Source organism: Ruegeria sp. ABV3_008, from assembly GCF_056161185.1.
The window spans coordinates 537,731-560,728 of record NZ_JBSWYP010000001.1 but is presented as its reverse complement, the minus strand read 5'-3'; the positions used below and the strand labels follow the sequence as shown (position 1 = coordinate 560,728).

The 22,998-nt window shown below is 59.3% G+C and carries 19 protein-coding genes and 1 tRNA gene; 13 read left to right on the top strand and 7 right to left on the bottom strand.

Annotated elements, in window-relative coordinates; genetic code table 11:
• Nucleotides 1-359: 359 nt before the first annotated feature.
• Nucleotides 360-3,974, bottom strand: a complete 3,615-nt coding sequence (locus tag ACXAH8_RS02770; RefSeq protein ID WP_475215867.1) for a vitamin B12-dependent ribonucleotide reductase — start codon at nucleotides 3,972-3,974, stop codon at nucleotides 360-362.
• A 507-nt stretch (nucleotides 3,975-4,481) separates the two neighbouring features.
• Here ACXAH8_RS02770 and ACXAH8_RS02765 point away from each other — a divergent pair.
• Nucleotides 4,482-4,916: a hypothetical protein gene (locus ACXAH8_RS02765; RefSeq protein WP_475215865.1), complete on the top strand. Its 435-nt coding sequence runs from the start codon at nucleotides 4,482-4,484 to the stop codon at nucleotides 4,914-4,916.
• A gap of 9 nt (nucleotides 4,917-4,925) precedes the next feature.
• On the opposite strand, the gene ACXAH8_RS02760 is transcribed toward ACXAH8_RS02765, so the two are convergent.
• The 4 genes from ACXAH8_RS02760 to pdxH form a co-directional block, all read right to left on the bottom strand.
• Nucleotides 4,926-5,002: transfer RNA gene (locus ACXAH8_RS02760), tRNA-Pro, on the bottom strand.
• A 44-nt stretch (nucleotides 5,003-5,046) separates the two neighbouring features.
• Entirely contained in the window at nucleotides 5,047-5,514 is a 468-nt protein-coding gene (locus ACXAH8_RS02755) for a DUF192 domain-containing protein (protein ID WP_475215863.1), read from the bottom strand.
• Between the two features lie 4 nt (nucleotides 5,515-5,518).
• Nucleotides 5,519-6,046 (bottom strand): cold-shock protein, encoded by a 528-nt coding sequence (locus ACXAH8_RS02750; protein WP_475215861.1) that lies wholly within the window; start codon nucleotides 6,044-6,046, stop codon nucleotides 5,519-5,521.
• Between the two features lie 121 nt (nucleotides 6,047-6,167).
• Nucleotides 6,168-6,773, bottom strand: a complete 606-nt coding sequence (pdxH, locus tag ACXAH8_RS02745; protein WP_475216270.1) for a pyridoxamine 5'-phosphate oxidase — start codon at nucleotides 6,771-6,773, stop codon at nucleotides 6,168-6,170.
• 136 nt (nucleotides 6,774-6,909) lie between these two features.
• Between pdxH and fabI the strand changes: the two genes are divergently transcribed.
• From fabI to trpE, 5 genes are all read left to right on the top strand, one after another.
• Nucleotides 6,910-7,716: an enoyl-ACP reductase FabI gene (gene fabI / locus ACXAH8_RS02740; protein WP_170458428.1), complete on the top strand. Its 807-nt coding sequence runs from the start codon at nucleotides 6,910-6,912 to the stop codon at nucleotides 7,714-7,716.
• Between the two features lie 6 nt (nucleotides 7,717-7,722).
• Nucleotides 7,723-8,232, top strand: a complete 510-nt coding sequence (gpt, locus tag ACXAH8_RS02735; RefSeq protein ID WP_170717921.1) for a xanthine phosphoribosyltransferase — start codon at nucleotides 7,723-7,725, stop codon at nucleotides 8,230-8,232.
• 57 nt (nucleotides 8,233-8,289) lie between these two features.
• Nucleotides 8,290-9,465 carry an aminotransferase gene (locus ACXAH8_RS02730; RefSeq protein ID WP_475215858.1) on the top strand — a complete coding sequence of 392 codons (1,176 nt, stop codon included), beginning with the start codon at nucleotides 8,290-8,292 and terminating at the stop codon, nucleotides 9,463-9,465.
• Nucleotides 9,466-9,533: 68 nt separating this feature from the next.
• Nucleotides 9,534-11,375, top strand: a complete 1,842-nt coding sequence (locus ACXAH8_RS02725) for a SurA N-terminal domain-containing protein (protein WP_475215856.1) — start codon at nucleotides 9,534-9,536, stop codon at nucleotides 11,373-11,375.
• 11 nt (nucleotides 11,376-11,386) lie between these two features.
• Nucleotides 11,387-12,898 carry an anthranilate synthase component I gene (trpE, locus tag ACXAH8_RS02720; protein WP_475215854.1) on the top strand — a complete coding sequence of 504 codons (1,512 nt, stop codon included), beginning with the start codon at nucleotides 11,387-11,389 and terminating at the stop codon, nucleotides 12,896-12,898.
• 52 nt (nucleotides 12,899-12,950) lie between these two features.
• Here the strand turns inward: trpE and ACXAH8_RS02715 are convergent, their stop codons facing one another.
• Nucleotides 12,951-14,357, bottom strand: a complete 1,407-nt coding sequence (locus ACXAH8_RS02715; RefSeq protein ID WP_475215852.1) for a divergent polysaccharide deacetylase family protein — start codon at nucleotides 14,355-14,357, stop codon at nucleotides 12,951-12,953.
• Between the two features lie 196 nt (nucleotides 14,358-14,553).
• Between ACXAH8_RS02715 and ACXAH8_RS02710 the strand changes: the two genes are divergently transcribed.
• From ACXAH8_RS02710 to lexA, 6 genes are all read left to right on the top strand, one after another.
• A complete protein-coding gene (locus tag ACXAH8_RS02710) occupies nucleotides 14,554-15,135 on the top strand; it encodes an anthranilate synthase component II (RefSeq protein ID WP_475216268.1) in 582 nt (193 codons plus the stop codon).
• Nucleotides 15,132-16,151, top strand: coding sequence for an anthranilate phosphoribosyltransferase (trpD, locus tag ACXAH8_RS02705; protein ID WP_475215850.1), 1,020 nt, complete (start codon nucleotides 15,132-15,134; stop codon nucleotides 16,149-16,151). The genes ACXAH8_RS02710 and trpD overlap by 4 nt, the downstream gene beginning before the upstream one ends.
• Nucleotides 16,148-16,960: an indole-3-glycerol phosphate synthase TrpC gene (trpC, locus tag ACXAH8_RS02700; RefSeq protein ID WP_475215848.1), complete on the top strand. Its 813-nt coding sequence runs from the start codon at nucleotides 16,148-16,150 to the stop codon at nucleotides 16,958-16,960. Before trpD ends, trpC begins: the two co-directional genes overlap by 4 nt.
• Nucleotides 16,960-17,433 (top strand): cyclic pyranopterin monophosphate synthase MoaC, encoded by a 474-nt coding sequence (moaC, locus tag ACXAH8_RS02695; RefSeq protein WP_475215846.1) that lies wholly within the window; start codon nucleotides 16,960-16,962, stop codon nucleotides 17,431-17,433. Before trpC ends, moaC begins: the two co-directional genes overlap by 1 nt.
• A complete protein-coding gene (locus ACXAH8_RS02690) occupies nucleotides 17,430-18,602 on the top strand; it encodes a molybdopterin molybdotransferase MoeA (protein ID WP_475215842.1) in 1,173 nt (390 codons plus the stop codon). Before moaC ends, ACXAH8_RS02690 begins: the two co-directional genes overlap by 4 nt.
• A 78-nt stretch (nucleotides 18,603-18,680) precedes the next feature.
• Entirely contained in the window at nucleotides 18,681-19,379 is a 699-nt protein-coding gene (lexA, locus tag ACXAH8_RS02685) for a transcriptional repressor LexA (protein WP_170373813.1), read from the top strand.
• On the opposite strand, the gene ACXAH8_RS02680 is transcribed toward lexA, so the two are convergent.
• On the bottom strand, nucleotides 19,376-21,424 hold the full coding sequence (locus ACXAH8_RS02680) for a ComEC/Rec2 family competence protein (protein WP_475215840.1): 2,049 nt from the start codon (nucleotides 21,422-21,424) through the stop codon (nucleotides 19,376-19,378). The two genes, lexA and ACXAH8_RS02680, sit on opposite strands and share 4 nt — an antisense overlap.
• 78 nt (nucleotides 21,425-21,502) lie before the next feature.
• On the opposite strand from ACXAH8_RS02680, the gene gltX reads away from it, so the two are divergent.
• A complete protein-coding gene (gene gltX / locus ACXAH8_RS02675) occupies nucleotides 21,503-22,903 on the top strand; it encodes a glutamate--tRNA ligase (RefSeq protein ID WP_475215838.1) in 1,401 nt (466 codons plus the stop codon).
• Nucleotides 22,904-22,998: the final 95 nt, after the last annotated feature.

Below are 22,998 nucleotides of genomic sequence, written 5' to 3'. Positions count from 1 at the left end.
GCAGAACTTGCCCGACGGTTTTGAGGTGATCTGGCAAAACTCAGCTTAGCGGCCGGTCGTTGGACAAAAAGAAAGGGGGCCGAAGCCCCCTGTCAGTTTCGCCTTCCAGGCTCATTTCGTTGACCGCCCGGTATTTTTTTGCCTGCGGCCTGGACTGCGCATGGGGCGAGCGCACCCGCCCCGTGAAAGAGTGGGAGGGAGCAATATTCCGCCCCACCCTGTTCCCGGCCAACACGGGCATGTCGGCCGAGTGGAACATGGCTTTGATGGTAAGTCTCAGCGCCACGCTCCGTATTCGTCGGGGCCGGTACATAAGGCAGCGACCGACCCCTGCACCCCGGGTTGCCAGGGCGCTAAACTCAGCTACACCCGCTTGTCGCGCCGCAGGTGTTGCACTTCATGCAGGTGCCGTTGCGCACCAGCGTATAGTTTCCGCATTCGCCGCAGGGGTCCCCTTCATAGCCCTGCATTTTGGCTTTGGTCCGTGCGTCCATGCCGGTCGCTACGGCCGTTTCCGCCGACGCTTCAAACGCGGCTGCCGGTTCGGACATACCGTTGAGCTCCGCCTGCGGGTTGAACATCGCCAGATCCTGCGGCAGACGTTTCCGCAGATACCCAGTCGAGCTGATTTGCTTCAATACTTCCAATGACTTAGACGCCGCAGTGTCACTGATCTCGGAGACATTCGAAACCCCTTCTTCCTCACCACGACCCAGATCATCGAAGCTCGCGCCTTCGGGTTTCACATGGGCCAGATCAGTGCGGTCCAGATAAGACACAGCCAATTCGCGGAAGATGTAGTCCAGGATCGACGTCGCGTTCTTGATCGAGTCGTTGCCCTGCACCATCCCTGCCGGTTCGAACTTGGTGAAGGTGAAGGCGTCGACGAATTCCTCCAGCGGCACGCCATATTGCAGGCCGACCGACACGGCGATGGCAAAGTTGTTCATCATCGCCCGGAAGCCAGCGCCTTCCTTGTGCATGTCGATGAAGATCTCACCCAGCTTGCCGTCTTCGAACTCACCGGTGCGCAGGTAAACCTTGTGGCCACCGACGATCGCCTTCTGGGTATAACCCTTGCGGCGATGCGGCAGTTTCTCACGATGGCTGCGGATCATTTCCTTGACTACAACCTTCTCGATCACCTTCTCGGCCAGAACGACAGCTTTTTCCTGCGTCGATCCGCTTTCCAGCACTTCTGCCGCCTCATCATCATCCTCGACCAGCGCTGCGGCCAAAGGCTGAGACAGTTTCGAGCCGTCACGATACAGCGCGTTGGCTTTGACACCCAGCGACCAGCTGAGTTCGTATGCCTTCTGGCAATCCTCAATGGTCGCGTCATTCGGCATGTTGATTGTCTTCGAGATCGCACCCGAGATGAAGCTCTGTGCCGCCGCCATCATAGTGATATGGCTATCAACCCCAAGGAAACGCTTACCTTTCTTGCCGCACGGGTTGGCGCAGTCGAAGATCGAATAGTGCTCTTCCTTCAGATGCGGTGCGCCTTCCAGCGTCATCGTCCCGCAGACGTGGTCGTTCGCTGCGTCGATATCGGCCTTGGTAAAGCCCAGATGGCGCAGCAGGTCGAAGGTCGGGTCGTTCAGCTTGGTCGCCGGGATGCCCAGTACGCCGGTGCAGAAATCCTCGCCCAGTGTCCACTGGTTGAAGACGAACCGGATGTCGAAGGCGCTCTCCAGCGCGGCGTCTACTTTAGCCAGCTCATTCGGGCCAAAACCATGACCAGTCAGCGAGGTGTGGTTGATCCCCGGCGCGTTGCCGATGGTGCCGTAGCCGACCGCATAGCCCACGATCTCTTCGATTTGCGACGAGGAATAGCCCAGCTTCTCCAGCGCCGACGGCACCGAGCGGTTGATGATCTTGAAGTAACCGCCACCGGCCAGCTTCTTGAACTTGACCAGAGCAAAGTCCGGCTCGATCCCGGTGGTGTCACAATCCATTACCAGACCGATGGTGCCGGTGGGCGCAATCACAGTGGCCTGCGCATTGCGATAGCCGTTCTGTTCACCAAGGCTCAGCGCCTCGTCCCAAGCTGACATGGCCAGATCGACCAGACGCTTGTCCGGGCAGTTGCCGTGATCCAGAGGTACCGGCTTAACGGCCAATTTCTCGTACCCCTCGGTCACGCCCTGCGACGCACGGCGGTGGTTCCGAATGACGCGCAGCATGTGGTCGGCGTTGCGCTCATAGCCCTTGAACGGACCCAGCTCTCCGGCGATCTCAGCCGACGTTGCATAAGCCACTCCAGTCATGATCGCGGTCAGCGCGCCACAGATCGACCGACCCTCGTCCGAGTCGTAGCTGTAGCCCATGTTCATCAGGAGGCCGCCGATGTTCGCATAGCCCAGACCCAAGGTACGGAAATCATAGGAGAGTTTGGCGATTTCCTTCGACGGGAACTGCGCCATGGTCACAGAGATTTCCAGAGTCAGGGTCCACAGGCGAGCCGCATGCATGTAATCGGCCGCCTGGAACTCACCATCCTTCAGGAAGGTCAGCAGGTTCATGGACGCCAGGTTACAGGCCGTGTCGTCTAGGAACATATATTCCGAACACGGGTTCGAGCCGCGAATCTCACCGTCTTCGGGGCATGTGTGCCATTCGTTAACGGTGTCATGGAACTGGATGCCCGGATCGGCGCAGGCCCAAGCGGCGTGACCGACTTTCTCCCACAGATCGCGGGCTTTTACGGTCTTGGCGACCTTGCCATCGGTTCGGTTGATCAACTCCCAATCTGCATCTTTCTCAACAGCGGTCAGGAACGCATTGGTCACGCGGATCGAGTTGTTCGAGTTCTGACCCGAGACCGAGCTATAGGCTTCCGAATCCCAGTCCGTATCATAGGTCGGGAATTCGATGCTGTCGTGTCCCTGCCGCGCATAGTCCAACACGCGCTTGATATAAGTCTCGGGGATCGCGACCTTTTTCGCCTCGCGCACCGCTTTCTTCAGGCTGTCATTCTTGTTGGGATCATACGCATCGTCCTGCGCGCCGTCCCAGCTGCGGATGGCCTCGAAAATGCCGTTCAGCATCTTCTCGTGCATCTTCGATCCGGCAACGATCGAGGCCACCTTCTGCTCTTCGATCACCTTCCATTCGATGAATTGCTCGATATCCGGGTGATCCGCATCGACGATTACCATCTTTGCTGCTCGACGGGTTGTCCCGCCTGATTTGATCGCGCCAGCGGCGCGGTCGCCGATCTTGAGAAAGCCCATGAGGCCCGAGGACTTGCCGCCACCCGACAGCGCTTCGCCTTCTGCACGCAGATGGCTGAAGTTGGTGCCAGTGCCCGAGCCATATTTGAACAGGCGCGCCTCGCGCACCCACAAATCCATAATGCCGCCTTCGTTCACCAGATCATCATCGACGGACTGGATGAAGCACGCATGCGGCTGCGGGTGCTCGTAAGCGGATTTCGACTTGGTCAGTTTGCCGGTTTTATAGTCGACATAGTGATGTCCCTGCGCCGGGCCGTCGATCCCGTAAGCCCAGTGCAGGCCAGTGTTGAACCATTGCGGCGAGTTCGGCGCGGCGCGCTGGGTCGCCAGCATGTAGCGCATTTCGTCAAAATAGGCGCGCGCGTCTTCCTCGGTTGAGAAATAGCCGCCCTTCCAACCCCAATAGGCCCAAGCGCCTGCCAAACGGTCAAACACCTGTTTCGAAGATGTTTCACCTTCGAACTCGGCATCGTCAGTCGGGACTGAGCGCCACAGGAACTCGGGTACGTCCTTTTCTTTGACCTTCTTCAGCTTGCTGGGAACGCCAGCCTTGCGGAAGTATTTCTGCGCGATGACATCGCTGGCCACCTGGCTCCAGCTTGAGGGGACCTGGATATTGTCCAGACGAAAAACAATTGTGCCGTCAGGGTTTCGAATCTCGGATGTTGCCGAGACGAAATCGAGGTCCGCATACGCATCCTGCCCTGATTTGGTAAATTTTCTTTCAATCTTCATGTCCGCCGCCTTTTAATGTCCGTCTACCCTCGCTGCGGCTTGGGAAATGCAAAGCCACCAGCAATGCCGAACCTGACAGACGCAAAGGACCAACCGCTGCCCGTATGAGCGCGATACCGCCGCTGCGGTTGCACAAATTTAGTCGTGTGCGTTCCGTCCCTGCCCTGCGCCCTCTCCGGCTTTCATACCAGATGTAGTGGCGTCATATTCGGCCCATACAATCTGGCGTATCTTTGCATATCAGGTCAACGACCTTTTTAAGTCATTTTTGAAATCTTTTGTGTTGACCTGTCTGTGGGGTGCTGGGCGATCTGATTCCTCCACAGAATGATCCACGGCGAGACGACGCCGATCGCAAAACCGGCCAGATGAAATTGCCTTTTTTACCAGCATGGTTATCCGGGTTTGATCATCCAGACCTGTGCTGGCTAAGCTGGCAGGGAATCATGTTGTGGCCTTTCGGCCATATCCTAGCGTCAACCCATTGAACAAAGAGCAGGCAAAACGATGAAGTTGCTTCACTTCGCCCCGATAGGCGCCCTGATCGCGGCCTGCACAGCACAAGAATTGCCAACAGCGTCGCGTAGCGCTCAATTCAGCGCCTACCCCGATAGGTTGTTCGAAACCTTCCAAACCAGTTGCGAAGGCCCCGGCGAGACGTTCTTGAAGATCGACGCCAATTCTTATGAGTGCCGCGAGTTTCTACCACCGGACACCACAGCCTTTTTGATTCTCAGCTATGATGGCTCGCCCGAGGATCTGCCGCAGAGCATAATGCGCATGACCTCAACCAAGACCTCAGGCGGGTACCGCGTGGACGCGCGGCTGTTCTTTCAAGTGCCGCAGAAAAGCGGCGCAACCGTCGAAGTTCCCGTTGAAAGCAAAACGCTGGATAAAGCGCTGAGCGCGCTCTACCAAGCGATGGGTGGTTCACCAACATAAGTAAAGAAATGGTCGGGGCGGCAGGATTCGAACCTACGACCCCCTGTACCCAAAACAGGTGCGCTACCAGACTGCGCCACGCCCCGGACCGTGCGCTGTTCCTAACGATGCTGATCTGATTTGAAAAGCCCTAACAGGGCCAAATCGCACTCGCTTGTGAAAAAATTTCGTGCCGCATCTGGGTGCCGGGCTGAATGCCGTAACGGGCGGACAAACCGGCGTTGATTTCAAGCACGGCAAAGATGTCGCCACCCCCTTCAATGGGGGTCAGATCACCGGGAATCGCACCTTCATGCACGCGGGTCACAACGCCCGCTTGGTCGACGAAAATCATATCCAGAGGAATCAGTGTATTCTTCATCCAGAACGCCACCTGTTGCGGTGGATCGTAGACGAAGAGCATGCCAGACCGGTTCGGCAAGTGCTCGCGGAACATCAGCCCGCGCGATTTCTCGGGGCCGGTCACGGCCAGTTCGACGTCAAACCGGACATGAGTCTGATCGTTGCGCAACTCCACCCGGTCAGAGCGACATTCGGCGGCCACGCCTTCTGCCAGAAATGTCACACATACTGCCAGAGAAGCCCAAAACCGCATCATGGTGTTAGTGATCCAGCGCCGCTTCCCAAGCCAAGACCTGAGCCGCCATGCGGCCCCGTTTGCCATTAATCACCCGCATGGCAAGCGCTTCTCCCGGCTGCAGATCGGCAAGGCCAGAACGGCGGAGAACTTCGATATGCAAAAACACATCCTCGTCCCGACCGAACACATTGGCGAATCCGAATCCCTTGCCCTTGTCGAACCATTTCACCCGCGCAGCTTCCAAAGGCGCCGCCGCAATCGCCGCTGGATCCAGCTCGGCAAAGTCGGCCAACATCATTGAGTCGGCGCGCAAAGGGGGATCAACGGCAACAACTTCGACCGCCTGAACACCGCGATCCGTACGATGGGTCATGATCTCGATCCCTGCCCCATCGGCGACCGAGCTCTGCCCGAAATTCCGCAACACGTTCACATGCAACAGAATATCCGGGCCGCCTTCGTCAGACACAACGAACCCGTATCCCTTTGCGGGATCGAACCATTTTACGTGTCCACGAACGCGGTACATGTTGTTCAGGTCTTCAGGCACGGTGTTCCCATCGAATGATTTAGTAGTGCGTTAAGGTTTCGGTTTTTATGGCAATGGCAGGCAAATTCAAGCTGAAAAAAACCTTTGATTTCGGTCTGTTGCATTTCGCGATACGTGAACGTCATGGATTTAACCTCTGCACTTCCCAAGCGGAACCCGGATCAGCCCTCCGCCATCTGAACCGATCATGCAGGCGAAATGCGCCGTCGGCCCAGAATTCAATTTCAGTCGGAACCAACCGGTATCCTCCCCAAAATGGAGGGCGCGGCGGATTGGATCCAAGTTTTGCCGTCACCTTGGCAACCTCGGCCATCAGGGCCGTTCGGCTGCTTAGGGGTTGCGACTGCTTAGACGCCCAAGCACCCAGCCGACTTTTCAGCGACCGTGACGCATAATATTCATCCGCCTTGGACCCGCTTTCCCGACTGACTATACCACGAACGCGAATCTGACGCCGCAAAGATTTCCAATGCATGACAAAAGCGGCTTTTTCAGCCTGATTCAACTCGGCCGCCTTGGCACTTTCGTAGTTGGTATAGAAAATAAAGGCCTCCGGCTCGATGTCTTTCAAAAGAACCATGCGCGCGTTCGGCATGCCGTCTTTGTCAACGGTCGCCAGGGCAATCGCGTTCGGGTCATTCGGTTCATTCTGTTCGGCCTCACCCAACCACCGCGCCGCTATATCAAACGGATCGGAGCCAGCAAAAATGCCATCACGCTCGGTCATTTCCATCCCCTGGAAAGTATTTGAAGGAAGCCTAGGGCGATTACCCGCCGCGGGCAAGACCACACGGCCTTGAAGCAGGGCAGTCAATGGCATAAACCCATCGCAACATAACGCGACGACAGGCGGAGAACCAATCATGTCAAATCAGTTGATGGCCGGAAAACGCGGCCTCATCATGGGACTGGCCAATGACAAATCAATCGCATGGGGAATCGCCCGCGCCTTGTCCAACGCTGGGGCCGAGCTGGCCTTTTCTTATCAGGGCGATGCTCTGAAAAAACGTGTCGACCCTCTGGCAGCGCAACTCGGTAGTGAAATCGTGCTGCCATGTGATGTCAGTGACGAGGCGTCGATCGACGCTCTGTTTACTTCACTGGAAGAGAAATGGGGCAAACTGGATTTCGTTGTCCACGCCATTGGTTTCTCGGACAAGAACGAGCTTCGCGGCCGCTATGTCGACACCAGCCGAGCAAACTTCAAACTAACTATGGATGTGTCGGTCTATTCCTTCACCGCCGTGATGCAGCGGGCGGAAAAGATGATGTCCGAGGGCAGCAGTGCCATTACGCTCACCTATTACGGCGCCGAGCAGGTCATGCCACACTATAACGTGATGGGTGTCGCCAAGGCTGCGCTTGAGGCTTCGGTCAAGTATCTCGCCGAAGATTTGGGCAAGGACGGTATCCGCGTTAACTCGATTTCCGCCGGCCCGATCAAGACACTGGCCGCCAGCGGCATCGGAGATTTCCGCTACATCATGAAGTGGAATGAATACAATTCGCCCCTGCGCCGCAACGTGACGATCGACGATGTGGGCAACTCGGCCCTGTATCTGCTGTCTGACCTCAGCAGCGGCGTCACCGGTGAGAATCTGCACGTGGATTCGGGGTATCACATCGTTGGCATGAAAGCCGTCGATGCCCCGGACGTTGAAAAGGGTTAAGACAACATGAGCGCCAAAGACCGCCTGCCCCACGAAAAAGGCTTCCACATCAGTTGGGATCAAATTCACCGCGACTCGCGCGCTCTGGCGTGGCGGCTGGATGGTCAAGGCCCGGATGATGGCGCGTGGCGCGCTGTTGTTGCGATCACCCGCGGCGGCATGGCCCCTGCCATGATCGTCAGCCGCGAGTTGGACATCCGCACCGTCGACACAATCAGCGTCCGCTCGTATCACCATCAGGAACAAGGCGAAGCCGAAGTTTTGAAGGCACCAGATGTAAATCTGATGGGCGATGGTGAAGGCGTTCTGATCATCGACGATCTGGTCGATAGCGGCAAAACGCTGGAACTGGTGCGCGCGATGTACCCTAAGGCGCATTTCGCCACCGTCTATGCCAAGCCCAAAGGCCGCCCCATGGTGGACACGTTCATCACCGAAGTCAGCCAGGACACGTGGATATTCTTCCCCTGGGATATGGCCCTGCAATATGTCGAGCCTTATCGCGGCACCGACTAACTTCTTCTGTTCAAAAATACCTCGGAGCGCGAGGCAGAGCCTCGCAAAGATTCTGCCATGTCCCAAACACGCACTCGGTCCACTTTCCCCCCTCCAGTTATGGAGGCGCGGCGTTGGTTGGACGGGGTCGTGTTTCCTGATGACCGGCCCCTGATCAATGTTAGCCAGGCCGCGCCGGTTGACCCGCCGCCGCTGTCCATGCGGCAGGCCATGGCAGAGTTCGCGGTGACCGAAGACAGCGCCCATCTTTATGGGCCTGTGCTCGGCAATCACGATCTGCGCGCCGAATTGGCCGCGCAAATCAGCAATCACTATGCGGGACAGGTTTCGCAGGATCAGATCGCCATAACGTCTGGTTGCAATCAGGCATTCTCTGCCGTAATTTCGGCACTGACCGACGAAGGGGATGAGGTCATCCTCCCAACCCCATGGTATTTCAACCATAAAATGTGGTTGGACATGGCAGGCGTGCGGGCAATTGACCTGCCCACGGGCGACGATTTGCTCCCCGACCCAGAGGCGGCGCTTGCTTTGGTCACCGAAAAAACCCGCGCCATTTCTCTGGTAACCCCAAACAATCCGGGCGGCGTCGAATACCCGGCTGAACTGGTCAGTGCCTTCTACGATCTCGCGCGTGAGGCAGGCATTCGTCTGCTGGTCGACGAAACCTACCGCGATTTTGACAGCCGCAGTGGTCCTCCGCATGACCTGTTCCAAAGGCCCGGCTGGGACGAGACGCTGGTGCATCTCTATTCCTTCTCCAAAGCCTACCGCCTGACCGGACATCGCGTCGGCGCGGTTGCAACCAGTACAAGCCTGCTGGCCGAGGCCGAGAAGTTTCTCGACACCGTCGCCATCTGCCCCGGTCAGATCGGCCAGTTTGCCGCCCTGTGGGGCATGCAGAACCTGTCGCAATGGCTTGCCGGAGAGCGGGACGAAATCCTCGACCGCCGCGCCGCGATTGCTGAGGGCGTGCCTCAGCTCGAGGCCAAAGGGTGGCGCCTGCTGGGTCTTGGTGCCTATTTCGCCTATCTCGAACACCCTTTCGACCTCCCGTCGGACGAGCTGGCGCAAAGACTGGTGCCTGAGGCCGGTATCCTGCTGCTGCCCGGCACCATGTTCATGCCTGATCATGACCCGGCTGGAAAACGTCAGGTGCGCATCGCGTTCGCCAATCTAGACCGCGCCGGGATCGTCCAATTGTTCGACCGGTTGCAGGCTCTGTCCTTCTAAGCTTGCCCCCCGGCGGTGCCCGTCGTATTCAGGGCCGCAACCAACAGGGCAAGCAGTAAGAGGGCATCATGGCCGCAGGCAAAAACAGCATCTCGAAAACCTTTGTCTGGATTCTGATGGGCCTTCTGTTCGTAGGCCTCGCAGGGTTTGGCGCCACTAGCCTGACTGGCACCATCCGCACGGTTGCGCAGGTCGGGGATGAGAGCATCTCGGTCGACGCCTATGTCCGTGAGCTTCAACGCGAAATCCGCGCGGTTGAGGCGCAGACCGGCCAAGCCCTGCAGATGTCTCAGGCGCGCGAACTGGGTCTGGAACAGCTCGCCCTGTCCCGCCTGACCGCTCTGGCCGCGCTTGATAACGAAGTCGGTCAACTGGGCCTGTCCATTGGTGACGAGAACTTGCAAGACGAGATCGTCTCGATCCCGGCCTTTCAGGGCGTGAATGGCACGTTCGACCGCGAAGCCTATCGATTTCAACTGGAACAGATCGGGATGACGGATACCGAGTTCGAATCGGACCTGCGAAAGGAATCCTCGCGCACCATCGTACAGGGCGCGATCATCGGTGGTGTCGAAATGCCATCAACGCTGACAAACACTCTGACAAACTACATCGGCGCGCGCCGCAGCTTTACCGTGGCGACTTTGGGTACGGACGCGCTGGAAACCCCAGTTGGCTATCCGACCGATGCGCAAATCCAAGCCTACTATGACGAGAACACCGACCAATTCACCCTGCCCCGCACTAAGCGTCTGACCTATGCGATCCTGTCGCCAGAAATGCTGCTGGATACAGTTGAAGTGGACGAGGACACGCTGCGCCGCCTCTACGATGAGCGCGTCGATGAATACCAACAGCCCGAGCGCCGCTTGGTCGAACGCCTGAACTTCCCGGATGAGGACTCTGCGAACAACGCCAAAGCCCAGCTTGAGGTCGGCGGCACAACCTTCGAGCAACTCGTACGCGAACGCGAGCTTGAGCTGAGCGACATTGATCTGGGCGACGTAACCCGCGACGATCTGGGCGAGGCCGCGGATGAGGTCTTTGCAGCGGAGTTGGACTCGGTCGTTGGCCCTCTGCCCTCCGTGTTCGGCCCGGCGCTGTTCCGCATCAACGGTTCGCTGGCCGCCAACAACGTCCCGTTCGAGGATGCCGAGCCTGCCCTGCGGGAAGAACTGGCCTCGGATCGCGCGCGTCGTCTGATCGAAGCACAATCCGAAGACATCAACGATATGCTCGCCGGTGGTGCCACGCTCGAAGAGCTGGCCCAGGAAACCGACATGGAGCTGGGCCAAATCGACTGGACCCGCGACAGTGTGGATGAAGTTGCCGCCTATGACGGCTTCCGCAGCGCGGCCGAGGCAGTACGCGACGGCGACTTCCCCGAGATCGACTTCTTGGAAGACGGCTCGATTTTCGCTCTGCGTCTGAACGAAGAACTGGCGCCACGCCCAGAGCCTCTGGACAGCGCCCGTGACCGCGTCGCTGCTGCCTGGATTGCCGCCGAGACAGCAAAAGCACTGCAAGAGCAGGCCAATTCTGTCGTCACCACCCTGGCAACGGATGGCGATTTCACCGCCACCGGCCTGCCGTTCCGCGTGGAAAACGCGCTGACGCGGACTGCGTTCCTGGATGACGTCCCTGCAAACTTCATGAACGAAGTCTTCGAGATGGAGCCGGGCGACCTGCGGGTCATTGGCGGCGAAGGAACTGCCCTGATCGTTCGTCTGGACGAGGTTCTGCCCCCGGCCGAAAGCGATGAGCTGCGTCAACTGAGCGACGCTCTGGCCGCGCAGATGAATCAGGCACTGGCGCAGAACATCTTTGACGCCTACGTGCGCGACGCCCAAACCCGCGCGCGCCCGGTTGTCGACCAGCAGGCCCTGAACGCCGTGCAGGCGAGTTATTAAACGAGACCCAAATGGCCCTGACCCCCGAATATGAAAGCTTCGCGCGCGCTTATGAAGCGGGCGAAAACCAGGTCGTCTATACGCGCCTTGCGGCTGACCTCGACACGCCTGTCTCGCTGATGCTGAAACTGACCGGCGCGCAGAAAGATGCCTTTGTGCTGGAATCGGTCACCGGAGGCGAGGTGCGCGGGCGCTACTCGATCATCGGTATGAAGCCCGATCTGATCTGGCGCTGCCGAGGCGAGGAATCCGAGCTGAATCGCTCGGCCCGGTTCGATGGCGAAGCCTTCACGCCGCAAGACGGCAATCCGATGGACAACTTGCGCGCGCTGCTAGCCGAAAGCCGCATCGACCTGCCCGATGACCTGCCTCAGGCGGCGGCTGGGCTGTTCGGCTATCTGGGCTATGACATGGTCCGTCTGGTCGAATATCTGCCCGATGTGAACCCCGACCCGCTGGGCTTGCCCGACGCCATCATGCAACGCCCCTCGGTCATTGCGGTGCTGGACGGCGTAAAGGGCGAAGTGACAGTCGTCTCCCCGGCGTGGGTGACCGAAGGCCAGTCGGCGAAGGCCGCCTATGCGCAGGCAGCCGAGCGTGTGATGGACGCGGTGCGTGATCTGGAACGCGCCATGCCTGCCGAAACCCGCGATCTTGGGGACGCGCATGAGGTAGCACCGCCAGTGTCGAATTTCACCAAATCCGGCTATATGGAGGCGGTCGAAAAGGCCAAGGAATACATCCGCGCGGGTGATATCTTTCAGGTCGTCCCGGCCCAACGCTGGACGCAGGACTTCCCGCTGCCGCCTTTTGCGCTCTACCGATCACTCCGCCGCACCAACCCGTCGCCTTTCATGTTCTATTTCAACTTTGGAGGCTTTCAGGTCGTGGGCGCGAGCCCCGAGATTCTGGTGCGCGTCTTCGGCAGCGAAGTGACGATCCGCCCGATCGCCGGTACGCGCCCGCGTGGCGCGACTCCGGAAGAGGACAAGGCAAACGAACTTGACCTGCTGGCCGATAAAAAGGAACTGGCCGAGCACCTGATGCTGCTGGATCTGGGTCGCAACGACACCGGCCGCGTTGCTAAGATCGGCACCGTTCGCCCGACCGAAGAGTTCATCATCGAACGCTACAGCCACGTAATGCATATCGTCTCCAACGTGGTCGGAGAGCTGGCCGAAGACAAAGACGCGCTGGATGCGTTCTTTGCCGGGATGCCCGCGGGCACCGTCTCGGGCGCGCCCAAAGTGCGCGCGATGGAGATCATTGATGAGCTGGAGCCTGAAAAACGCGGCGTTTATGGCGGCGGTGTTGGGTATTTTAGCGCCGGTGGTGACATGGATATGTGCATCGCCCTGCGCACCGCCATCGTGAAGGATCACAAGCTCTATATTCAAGCCGGTGGCGGCGTTGTCTACGACAGCGACCCCGAGGCCGAATATATGGAAACGGTCCATAAATCCAACGCCATAAGACGCGCGGCGGCGGACGCGGCCCGGTTCACGGGCAACCGCAACTCATAAAAAAGGGCGGCTGATCACAAGATCAACCGCCCTTCCCTTTTCTGCTGAAACGCTACTGAACTTCGCGTTTCATAACCGCCGAGATCGGCGCCATGGCAACCCGGTTGCCGCGGTCCTCAAGTCCCCATAGCAGCAGGGCCGAGATCGTTTCGGGGCGCACGCGTCCCAGCATTACAACCGTCCCCTCCTGCCCGGCGCGGAATGCTGCCTGATCCAGGAAACGGCGCATGATCTTTGGGTCCTGCCGCGCACCATCGATATCGCGGAACACCACGCCAGAGGGGATGCCGTTGCGCGCGGCCAGTTTCTGGACCGTGTTCAGCCCGTTATCCTGCGTGATCAACCCGCGACCGGTGGCCGCCGCAATCGACGCAACCTGATCGGCCAGTTTCCGGTTGCCCTGAATTCCGCTTTCGACCCCTTCCAGAATACCTACTGTCTCGTGCAGCGTGTCCAGCCATACGGCCATCGATACCTCGGCATCCTGCGCGCTGGCGGATTCATGCAGATCGGCCATGGCCAGAACCTCAAACCCGGCGGCGCGGTGGCGGGCCATTTTCTCGGCGGCGTCGGGATCAGAGGGGCTGATCGCGAAGCTGACAGGATACGGGAAGTCCTGCAACGCTTCGGCTCCGAAAGAGCCCTCGTCATCGATCAGGATAATCGACATCAGCGGCTTGGCTTCGGGGTTCTCAAAGCTCGCAGCATAGTCCTCGATCGGCTTTCCGGTCATCTCATCTACGACCGCTTCATCGGTTTCAACCGGAGCATCGTCCCGTTCGGTCAGGGGCACAACACGCGTGCCGACCAGTGTGTTGGTCGAAGTCTTGTCTTCTCCGCCGATCTGGGGAAGTGCGGCAAGTTTGGGCAGATTGCGGGGCAAGGTGTCCTCATCCCCTTCCACAGCGATTGGGCTGTTTTCAAAGGGATTCTCTTCCTCCAGCTCAGCCTCTTCGGGTGCAAGCTGCGACGGCAGTTCAGGCAAAAGCGTCGCCACATCTTCTGGCTCGGCAGAGGGTTCCGGGGCTTCATCCACAAAAACCGGCGCCGCGTCTGTTTCCGGCAAGGCGGGGGCGGTACTGGGTGCCTGAGGCGCAGCCGGCGCGTCGGTCATGACGGTAACGCTGGTTTGATCTTCGGCCTGAGGCTCCTGCAACGCGTCCCCAGCCTCAGCCACGATGGGCTGTTCGTCCGGCACCGTTTCCAGATCGGACAGATCAAGCGCCTCATCCGGCGCTTCGGCGGGTTTCGGCCCAGCAGGCGGCAGTTCGACCAGATCCGCGTCCGACGGGGTCTCAGCGATTTGTTCCGGTGCTTCGGGTGTTTCCACATCTACCGGTTCGGGAGCCTGGGTCTTGACCACCGGCTTATTGGCCAGCGGCGTGTTGAGCGACAACATCACCCCCACGATCAAAACAACGACCGCCCCGACGATCATTCCTCCGAAAAATCCACGCATTGCTCGTGCCTCTCGCCTTCTTATCTTGCCTCGCCCATTCTGCGCCATCTACCGCGGCGCTCGACCTGATAGCGGGTCAAGAACGGGATGTCCTCTTGACGCTGCCTCACAAGCCTGAGCATGTATGTCCCGACATTATACCGTGGCCCGGGGCTGCATCGCCAGCCTGAAATGCCCAAGCGAAGACAAGTGCCAAATGCTGCTGCTGATCGACAACTACGACTCGTTTACCTACAACCTGGTGCATTATCTGGGCGAACTTGGGGCCGAAATGGTCATTCGCCGAAATGATGCGCTGGATGTGCAAGAGGCCATGGCGATGAACCCCGCCGGTATCCTGCTGAGCCCCGGCCCCTGCGACCCGGATCAGGCGGGCATCTGTCTTGCCCTGACCGAAGCCGCCGCCGAGACCAAAACTCCGCTTTTGGGCGTGTGCCTGGGGCATCAAACCATCGGGCAATCTTTTGGCGGCAAGGTCGTGCGCTGCCATGAGATCGTGCATGGCAAAATGGGCACCATGAACCACACCGGCAAAGGTGTTTTCGCTGGGCTTCCTTCGCCGTTTGAGGCCACGCGCTATCACTCGCTGGTGGTTGAACGCGAGAGCCTGCCCGACTGCCTCGAGGTCACGGCAGAGCTGGAAGACGGCACCATCATGGGTCTGCAACACAGAGAGCTGCCCATCCACGGCGTCCAGTTCCACCCGGAATCCATCGCTTCCGAGCATGGCCACGCGTTGCTCAAGAATTTCCTGCAAGAGTTGAAAGTCCCCGCATGAGCGACGCCCTGAAACCGCTGATCGGAGCGTCCGCCGACCGCCCTTTGACCCGTGCCGAGGCCGAGCAGGCTTTTGCCATCCTCTTCGACGGCGAAGCCACGCCCAGCCAGATCGGCGGTCTGTTGATGGCGATGCGCACGCGCGGCGAAACAGTCGAGGAATACGCCGCCGCCGCCGCCGTGATGCGCGCCAAATGCAACGCGGTGAACGCACCCGAGGGCGCAATGGACATCGTCGGAACGGGCGGTGACGGCAAGCACACCCTCAACATTTCCACCGCGACGGCCTTTGTGACGGCCGGGGCCGGTGTGACTGTCGCCAAACACGGCAACCGCAATCTCAGCTCGAAGTCGGGCACCGCTGATCTGCAGTCGCAGATGGGGATCAACGTGATGGTTGGCCCTCAAGTGGTTGAAAAGGCGCTGAATGAGGCTGGTATCTGCTTCATGATGGCGCCCATGCATCACCCTGCGATTGCCCATGTCATGCCCTCGCGACAAGAGCTTGGAACCCGCACGATCTTCAACATTCTCGGACCGCTGACCAATCCTGCGGGCGTCAAACGCCAGCTGACCGGTGCCTTCACGCGCGAGCTGATCCGCCCCATGGCAGAAACGCTGGGCCTGCTGGGGTCCGAGCGCGCATGGCTCGTGCATGGTTCAGACGGCACGGATGAACTGACAATCACCGGCATCAGCTGGGTCGCCGCTTTGGAAGACGGTCGCGTCAAAGAGGTTGAACTGCATCCCGAAGATGCCGGCCTGCCCGTCCATCCGTTCGAAGACATCGTCGGCGGCACACCCGAAGACAACGCCGTCGCGTTCCGCTCTCTGCTCGACGGCGCGCCTTCGGCCTATCGCGATGCGACGCTGTTGAACGCAGCGGCCGCTCTGGTCGTGGCTGATGCCGCGTCAGATCTGCGCGAAGGTGTTGAAATGGCTGCTGAAAGCATCGACAGTGGCAAAGCAAAAGACAAATTAACCGCGCTGGCGCGGATCACACAGGAAGCCGCATGACCGAGACCGTTCTGGACAAAATCAAAGCCTACAAGCTGCAAGAAATCGAAGCGGACAAGGCGCAGAAATCCTTGGTTGAGCTTGAAAGCGAGGCAAGAAACGCGCCCGAAGTTCGCGGCTTTGCCAAGGCGTTGCACAAAGCTGCCCGGTCCGGCTATGGCCTGATTGCCGAGGTAAAAAAAGCCAGCCCGTCCAAAGGCTTGATCCGTCCAGACTTTGACCCTCCGGCGCTGGCAAAAGCCTATGAAGACGGCGGCGCAGCGTGTTTGTCGGTCCTGACCGATACACCCAGTTTCCAGGGTGCGAAAGAATACCTGTCCGCCGCACGTGCCGCGACCAACCTGCCCGCGCTGCGCAAGGATTTCATGTATGACCCCTATCAGGTCATCGAGGCACGAGCCTTGGGCGCCGACTGCATCCTGATTATCATGGCCTCGGTCGAGGACGCTCAGGCCGCCGAGTTGGAACAGACAGCGTTTGATTGGGGTATGGACGTTTTGATCGAGGTTCACGATCAGGAAGAGTTGGAGCGTGCAACAGAACTCAAGAGCCCGTTGATCGGGATAAATAACCGTAATCTCAAGACCTTCGAGACAACTCTGGATACAACGCGCCGCCTGTCCAAGCTGGTGCCTGGAGATCGCACCATCGTCTGTGAAAGCGGCTTGAGCACACCCGAGGATCTGGCGGATATCGCCCGCTACGGCGCGCGCTGCTTCCTGATCGGTGAAAGCCTAATGCGGCAGGATGACGTCACCGCGGCCACCCGCCACATCCTCTCCAACCCGCTGATCCCCGGAGTGATGTGATGCCTCTCACCCATTTTGATGCCCAGGGACAGGCTCATATGGTCGATGTCTCGGATAAAGAGGTGACCGACCGCGTGGCCGTAGCCGCCGGTCACATCAAGATGGCCTTGGAAACCTTTGATTTGATTTCAGAAGGTCGCGCCAAGAAAGGTGACGTTCTGGGTATCGCGCGGCTTGCGGGGATCATGGGTGCCAAGAAAACCCCAGACCTGATCCCGCTGTGCCACCCTCTGCCGGTGACCAAGGTCGCGGTCGAGTTGACGCTTGATCCCGAACTGCCCGGCGTTCAGATCGAGGCGACCGTCAAGACCTCGGGCCAGACCGGGGTTGAGATGGAGGCCCTGACCGCCGTTTCGACCGCAGCGCTGACCGTCTATGATATGACCAAGGCGGTCGACAAAGCGATGGAGATAGGCGGCATTCGCGTATTACTGAAAGACGGCGGCAAATCAGGGCGTTACGAGGCGACATGATCACTGTCGAAGACGCCCGCGCCCTGCTTTTTGATCTGGTTGAGACCCTTCCCGCAGAAACCGTCCCTCTGGCCGAGGCCGCAGGTCGTGTCCTATCGCAGGACGTGAGCGCAACGCGCGATCAACCGCCTTTCGCGGCCTCATCCATGGATGGCTATGCAGTCAAAGCGGCCGAGGTCGAATTGCACGCCATGTTCAAACTGGTGGGTGAATCAGCAGCTGGAAATCGCTTTGACGGCGTAGTGAATCCGGGTCAGGCCGTACGGATTTTTACCGGCGCACCAGTGCCGGAAGGTGCTGATTTCGTTGTGATTCAGGAAGATGTCGACCGTAAGGGCGACCTGATCACCATCAGCGACGATCCCGGCCAAAAGACCAATATCCGACCGGCAGGCATTGACTTCACCAAAGGCACAACAATCACCGCCCCACGCGTGATCCGCCCTGAGGATATAGCGCTTATGGCGGCGATGAATATCCCTCAGGTCCCCGTGACGCGGAAACCTCAGATCGCGTTGATCTCGACCGGGAACGAGTTGGTGATGCCCGGAGAAGTTCCGGGTCCGGATCAGATCATCGCGTCGAATACGTTCGGTTTGAAGGCGCTGTTGGAGCGTGAAGGCGCGCATGTTCGCATTCTCCCCATCGCGCGGGATACCGCATCGTCGCTGGAAACCGCCTTTGGACTGGCCAAAGGCGCGGATCTTGTGGTCACGATCGGAGGCGCCTCCGTCGGCGACTATGATCTTGTGTCTGACGTCTCCGAGGCGTTGGGCATGGATCGGTCCTTCTACAAGATCCGCATGCGACCCGGAAAACCTCTGATGGCCGGTCGCATGGGGGATGCAGCGATGGTCGGGTTGCCCGGAAACCCTGTGAGTGCAATGGTTTGCGGCTATTTGTTCCTTGTTCCTCTGGTACGGCGGATGCTGGGGCTGGAGGCCGTTCTCAACCCGTTCAAAACAGCCGTACTGACCGAACCGCTTGCAGCCAATGGTCCGCGTGAACACTACATGCGCGCTATTGTCGATGAAAACGGCGTTCGGGCCTGCGCGGATCAGGACAGTTCGTTGCTGAGCGTTCTGGCCGACGCCAATGCTTTACTGATGCGCCCTCCCGAGGATCCGGCCTTGCCCGAAGGGGCGCAAGTTCACTACCTGCCACTGTAGAACATCCTCAAAATCGTTGACACAAAACGTGAACATGCGTAGAACAAATGCAAACGCATAGGCAACGAGGTATGAGCGATGCTGACCAAGAAGCAGCTGGATTTGCTGGAATTCATCCACAAACGCGTACAAGCAGACGGCGTTCCGCCCAGCTTTGATGAAATGAAGGCGGCGCTGGACCTTCGATCCAAATCCGGCATCCACCGACTGATTACAGCGCTTGAAGAACGCGGCTTTATCCGGCGTCTGGCACACCGCGCCCGCGCGATTGAGATTGTCAAACTGCCCGAAAGCCTTGGTGGAGAGCCAACTGCAGGCTTCACTCCTCGCGTGATCGAGGGCGACAAGCCCGAAGGCCCGCGCCCTGCGAATTTCGAGCCGGTCTCGGTCGACGCGATGGAGCTGCCAGTCATGGGCCGGATCGCAGCCGGTGTTCCGATTGAGGCGATCAGCCATGTCTCACACCACGTGGCGGTGCCCGGCCCGATGGTCTCGGGCCAAGGGTCGCACTATGCACTTGAAGTACGTGGAGATTCGATGATCGACGCCGGGATTAACGACGGCGATGTTGTGGTGATCCGCGAAACCTCAACCGCAGACAATGGCGATATCGTTGTGGCTCTGGTCGAGGATCAGGAGGCGACACTGAAACGGTTCTTCCGCCGTGGCAAAGCCATCGCGCTGGAGGCCGCGAACCCCGCCTATGAAACCCGCGTTCTACCGCAGGAAAAAGTAAAGGTTCAGGGCCGTCTGGTCGGATTGATCAGGACCTACTAATTAACGCTTTCTGAGCGGGTCCCCGTTGATTTCGGGGACCACAGCCGATTGCCACTCATCTCGGCGCTTGAGGTCACTTTTCCTCCTGAGATCGACAGGCTTCCAGTTTCATAGAGCCGGTCCGGGTCGAAAATGGTGCAATCTCCACTGAGCCTGAGATCGACCGACGACACAATGATCTGACCGGCTTTGCATTCGTCAAACTCGAGCGCCGCGCGTTTGCCGGTGACGTGGATCACCTCTGCCCCGGTCATAGCGATCCTTTGCACACGACCCGCATTGTCCGGCCATCGACTGGCCGCCTGCCCCTGCGTCAGATCATCTCCGTCATTCTCAAGCCAGACTGTCGCAACGAATCCGCTGCCCTTCTCTTTACTGAGCGCTCGGCCCTCAGAGGTCATGACGCCGACAAGTCCACCGGATTCGGCGATCAGAACCTCAGGCCGATTGCCCGAGGTCCAAAGCGCGAGGGCCAAGACCACCGGAGCCCCCCCAAACCACCGCGCGCTGCCCTGCCACAAAGCTAGCCAGAGCGCCCCCAACGCGATCATGGGCAGGACAAACCATGACGGGTCAACCACATAGCCCTGAGACCCGTCCAACCCGGACACCCAGTCTGCGATCATCAAAATCCAGCGCAGTCCCAGCCCCATGACCTCAAGCGCGATCCGCTCCAGTCCAAATGGCGACAACAGCGCCGCGACAACGGCTGCGGGCACGACAACAGATCCCATGACCGGCACCGAAAGCAAATTGGCCAGCAGGCCGTAATGCGACATTGTATTGAAATACGCGGCTCCGATAGGTGCGGTCGCGAGGCCCGCGATGGCAGAGGACATGATAAGGCCAACGCCGGCTTTGGACCATTTCGGCCCCGGCATGGTTCCAAAATCACGAAGCGCTCCGAAAACAGCGACCAGAGCGGTGGTCGCCGCGAATGACATTTGGAAACCGGGACTGAGCAGGGCTTCGGGGCGTAGGGTCAACACGATCAACGCGGCCACTGCGACTGCCCTAAGTGAAATTGCAAGCCGGTCGATCAGAACTGCTCCGAACATAACGCTGACCATGACAAAGGCCCGCTCTGTCGCGACATTGCCGCCGGACAGCATCAGGTAGATCACAGCGGCCACTAACGCACATCCAGCGGCGACTTTGCGGACGGGCAAACGGAGGGCCAAAGCGGGGATTGCAGAAAAACCAATGCGGCAGGCCATGAACACAAACCCGGTTAGCAAACCCATATGCAGGCCTGAAATCGCCAGCAGATGCGCAAGATTTGACGCGCGCAGCGCATCAAGCGTGTCCTGCCCCATGCCGCTGCGGTCTCCTGTCGTGACGGCGGCTGCGAATCCTCCGACCTCGTCCGGAAGATGGGCGCGCACGTGGTCCGAGATTGCCATGCGAATGGCCGTGACCCGAACGCCCTGCAACGCGTCCTGCGGCGGCGCAATAGTCATCACCGGAACCCGCGTGTACCCGACGGCACCCAGCCCCTGAAACCAGGCGTGACGGCGGAAGTCGAACCCTCCGGGCTCGACAGGGCCTTGAGGCGGGGACAGATGCGCGGTGGTCATGATCCGTTGTCCCGGCGCGATGGGCCCGACCTCGGAATGAACGGAAAGACGGATGCGCTGCGGACGTCGGTGCTCTGGCACGTCCCCTACCCGCACCTGATCCAGCGTCAATCGCAGCGCATCCGAGGCGGAGCGGTCCATGGCGACGACCCTCCCCTCGACAGGGCCATAGTATCGCCATGACAGAACCGGTTCCGCCACCATATGGGCGCGGGCACCTGCCAGCAGAAAGCCAGCCGCTACCAGCGCCCCCCCGATTGCCAACGCGCCCCATCCGGCGGACAATACACGACCCAAGCCAATCAAAGCCAATCCTGCGACGCCCAGACCCAGGTACAAAGGCCCCTCAGGTTCGAACCGCAATCCGAAATAGAGACCGATCCCAAGGCCCAAACACACCGGAGACCAAGGGAACAAAAACCCGATCTGGTTCAGCAGCGCCAACCGGACCTGTGCGAGAACACGCATGGTTGCCCCCGTCCTTGAGGCTCGTTAGACAGGCGCCAAGCTAAGCCCATCGCGGTTACCAAAAGGTTAATCAACACAATGTCCGATCAGGTCGTCACCCGTTTCGCCCCTTCGCCTACCGGTTTTCTTCACATTGGCGGCGCGCGTACCGCGCTGTTCAACTGGCTCTATGCGCGTGGACGCGGCGGCAAGTTCCTGTTGCGGATCGAGGACACGGACCGCGAACGCTCGACCCCTGAGGCCACGGCGGCGATCCTGCAAGGGATGGAGTGGCTGGGTCTCGACCATGACGGAGATGTCATCAGCCAGTTCGAAGGGGCTGCGCGCCACGCCGAGGTGGCGCATCAGCTTCTGGCCAAAGGCAAAGCCTACAAATGTTTCTCGACTCAGGACGAAATCGCGGCCTTTCGTGAGCAGGCGCGGGCCGAGGGTAAATCGACCCTGTTCCGCAGCCCGTGGCGCGATGCTGATCCGGCCACGCATCCGGATATGCCCTTCGTGATCCGCATCAAGGCCCCGCAAGACGGTGCCACCGTGATCCGTGACCAAGTGCAGGGTGACGTTACCATCCGGAACGACCAGTTGGACGACATGATTCTGCTGCGCTCGGATGGGACACCGGTCTATATGCTCGCGGTTGTGGTGGATGACCACGATATGGGTGTAACCCATGTGATCCGGGGTGACGATCACTTGAACAACGCCGCGCGCCAGATGATGATCTACGAGGCGATGGGCTGGGATGTTCCTGTCTGGGCCCATATCCCACTGATTCACGGGCCGGATGGCAAGAAGCTGTCAAAACGTCACGGTGCATTGGGCGCGCAGGAATATCAGGCGATGGGCTACCCCGCCGCAGGGATGCGCAACTATCTGGCCCGCCTCGGCTGGAGCCACGGCGACGACGAGTTCTTTACGGATGAACAGGCCAAAGAATGGTTCGATCTGGGCGGAATCGGCAAAAGCCCGGCGCGGTTCGATCTGAAAAAGCTCGAGAACCTGTGCGGCCAGCATATTGCGATCTCAGATGATGCTGCGCTGCGGCGTGAAATTGAAGCCTACTTGGCGGCGGCCGACCTGCCACCTCTCTCACAGACACAATCCGGTGATCTGGAAAGCGCGATGTATTGTCTCAAGGACCGCGCTCGGACTTTCCCGGAACTGCTTGAAAAAGCGCATTTTGTGCTTACCTCGCGCCCCATTGAGTGCGATGAGAAAGCCCAAAAGGCGCTGTCATCTGTATCCGATGGTATACTGAGTGAATTGACGCCGCAGCTGCAAAATGTTAGCTGGTCCCGGAACGAGCTGGAGGAGGCTCTGAATTCCTTTGCAGAAGCAAAGGAGGTCAAGTTCGGTAAGCTGGCAGGTCCGCTTCGGGCGGCATTGGCGGGTCGGGCAGTCACTCCTTCGGTTTTTGACATGATGCTTGTGCTGGGGCGCGATGAAACCCTGGCGCGGCTTTCTGAAGCAGCGGATTAAACCCAATCTTCATATTCGGGTAACGCTGCACCGCTAACACACCCGGGCTGCGCGCCCGCGCGCAGCCATTGCCCGCAGGTCAGGGCAATGAACTG

Coding starts and splice junctions, on each gene's coding strand:
- ACXAH8_RS02770 (WP_475215867.1), bottom strand. CDS start 3,974: ATGAAGATTGAAAGAAAATTTACCAAATCAGGGCAGGATGCGTATGCG.
- ACXAH8_RS02765 (WP_475215865.1), top strand. CDS start 4,482: ATGAAGTTGCTTCACTTCGCCCCGATAGGCGCCCTGATCGCGGCCTGC.
- ACXAH8_RS02755 (WP_475215863.1), bottom strand. CDS start 5,514: ATGATGCGGTTTTGGGCTTCTCTGGCAGTATGTGTGACATTTCTGGCA.
- pdxH (WP_475216270.1), bottom strand. CDS start 6,773: ATGACCGAGCGTGATGGCATTTTTGCTGGCTCCGATCCGTTTGATATA.
- fabI (WP_170458428.1), top strand. CDS start 6,910: ATGTCAAATCAGTTGATGGCCGGAAAACGCGGCCTCATCATGGGACTG.
- gpt (WP_170717921.1), top strand. CDS start 7,723: ATGAGCGCCAAAGACCGCCTGCCCCACGAAAAAGGCTTCCACATCAGT.
- ACXAH8_RS02730 (WP_475215858.1), top strand. CDS start 8,290: ATGTCCCAAACACGCACTCGGTCCACTTTCCCCCCTCCAGTTATGGAG.
- ACXAH8_RS02725 (WP_475215856.1), top strand. CDS start 9,534: ATGGCCGCAGGCAAAAACAGCATCTCGAAAACCTTTGTCTGGATTCTG.
- trpE (WP_475215854.1), top strand. CDS start 11,387: ATGGCCCTGACCCCCGAATATGAAAGCTTCGCGCGCGCTTATGAAGCG.
- ACXAH8_RS02715 (WP_475215852.1), bottom strand. CDS start 14,357: ATGCGTGGATTTTTCGGAGGAATGATCGTCGGGGCGGTCGTTGTTTTG.
- ACXAH8_RS02710 (WP_475216268.1), top strand. CDS start 14,554: ATGCTGCTGCTGATCGACAACTACGACTCGTTTACCTACAACCTGGTG.
- trpD (WP_475215850.1), top strand. CDS start 15,132: ATGAGCGACGCCCTGAAACCGCTGATCGGAGCGTCCGCCGACCGCCCT.
- trpC (WP_475215848.1), top strand. CDS start 16,148: ATGACCGAGACCGTTCTGGACAAAATCAAAGCCTACAAGCTGCAAGAA.
- moaC (WP_475215846.1), top strand. CDS start 16,960: ATGCCTCTCACCCATTTTGATGCCCAGGGACAGGCTCATATGGTCGAT.
- ACXAH8_RS02690 (WP_475215842.1), top strand. CDS start 17,430: ATGATCACTGTCGAAGACGCCCGCGCCCTGCTTTTTGATCTGGTTGAG.
- lexA (WP_170373813.1), top strand. CDS start 18,681: ATGCTGACCAAGAAGCAGCTGGATTTGCTGGAATTCATCCACAAACGC.
- ACXAH8_RS02680 (WP_475215840.1), bottom strand. CDS start 21,424: ATGCGTGTTCTCGCACAGGTCCGGTTGGCGCTGCTGAACCAGATCGGG.
- gltX (WP_475215838.1), top strand. CDS start 21,503: ATGTCCGATCAGGTCGTCACCCGTTTCGCCCCTTCGCCTACCGGTTTT.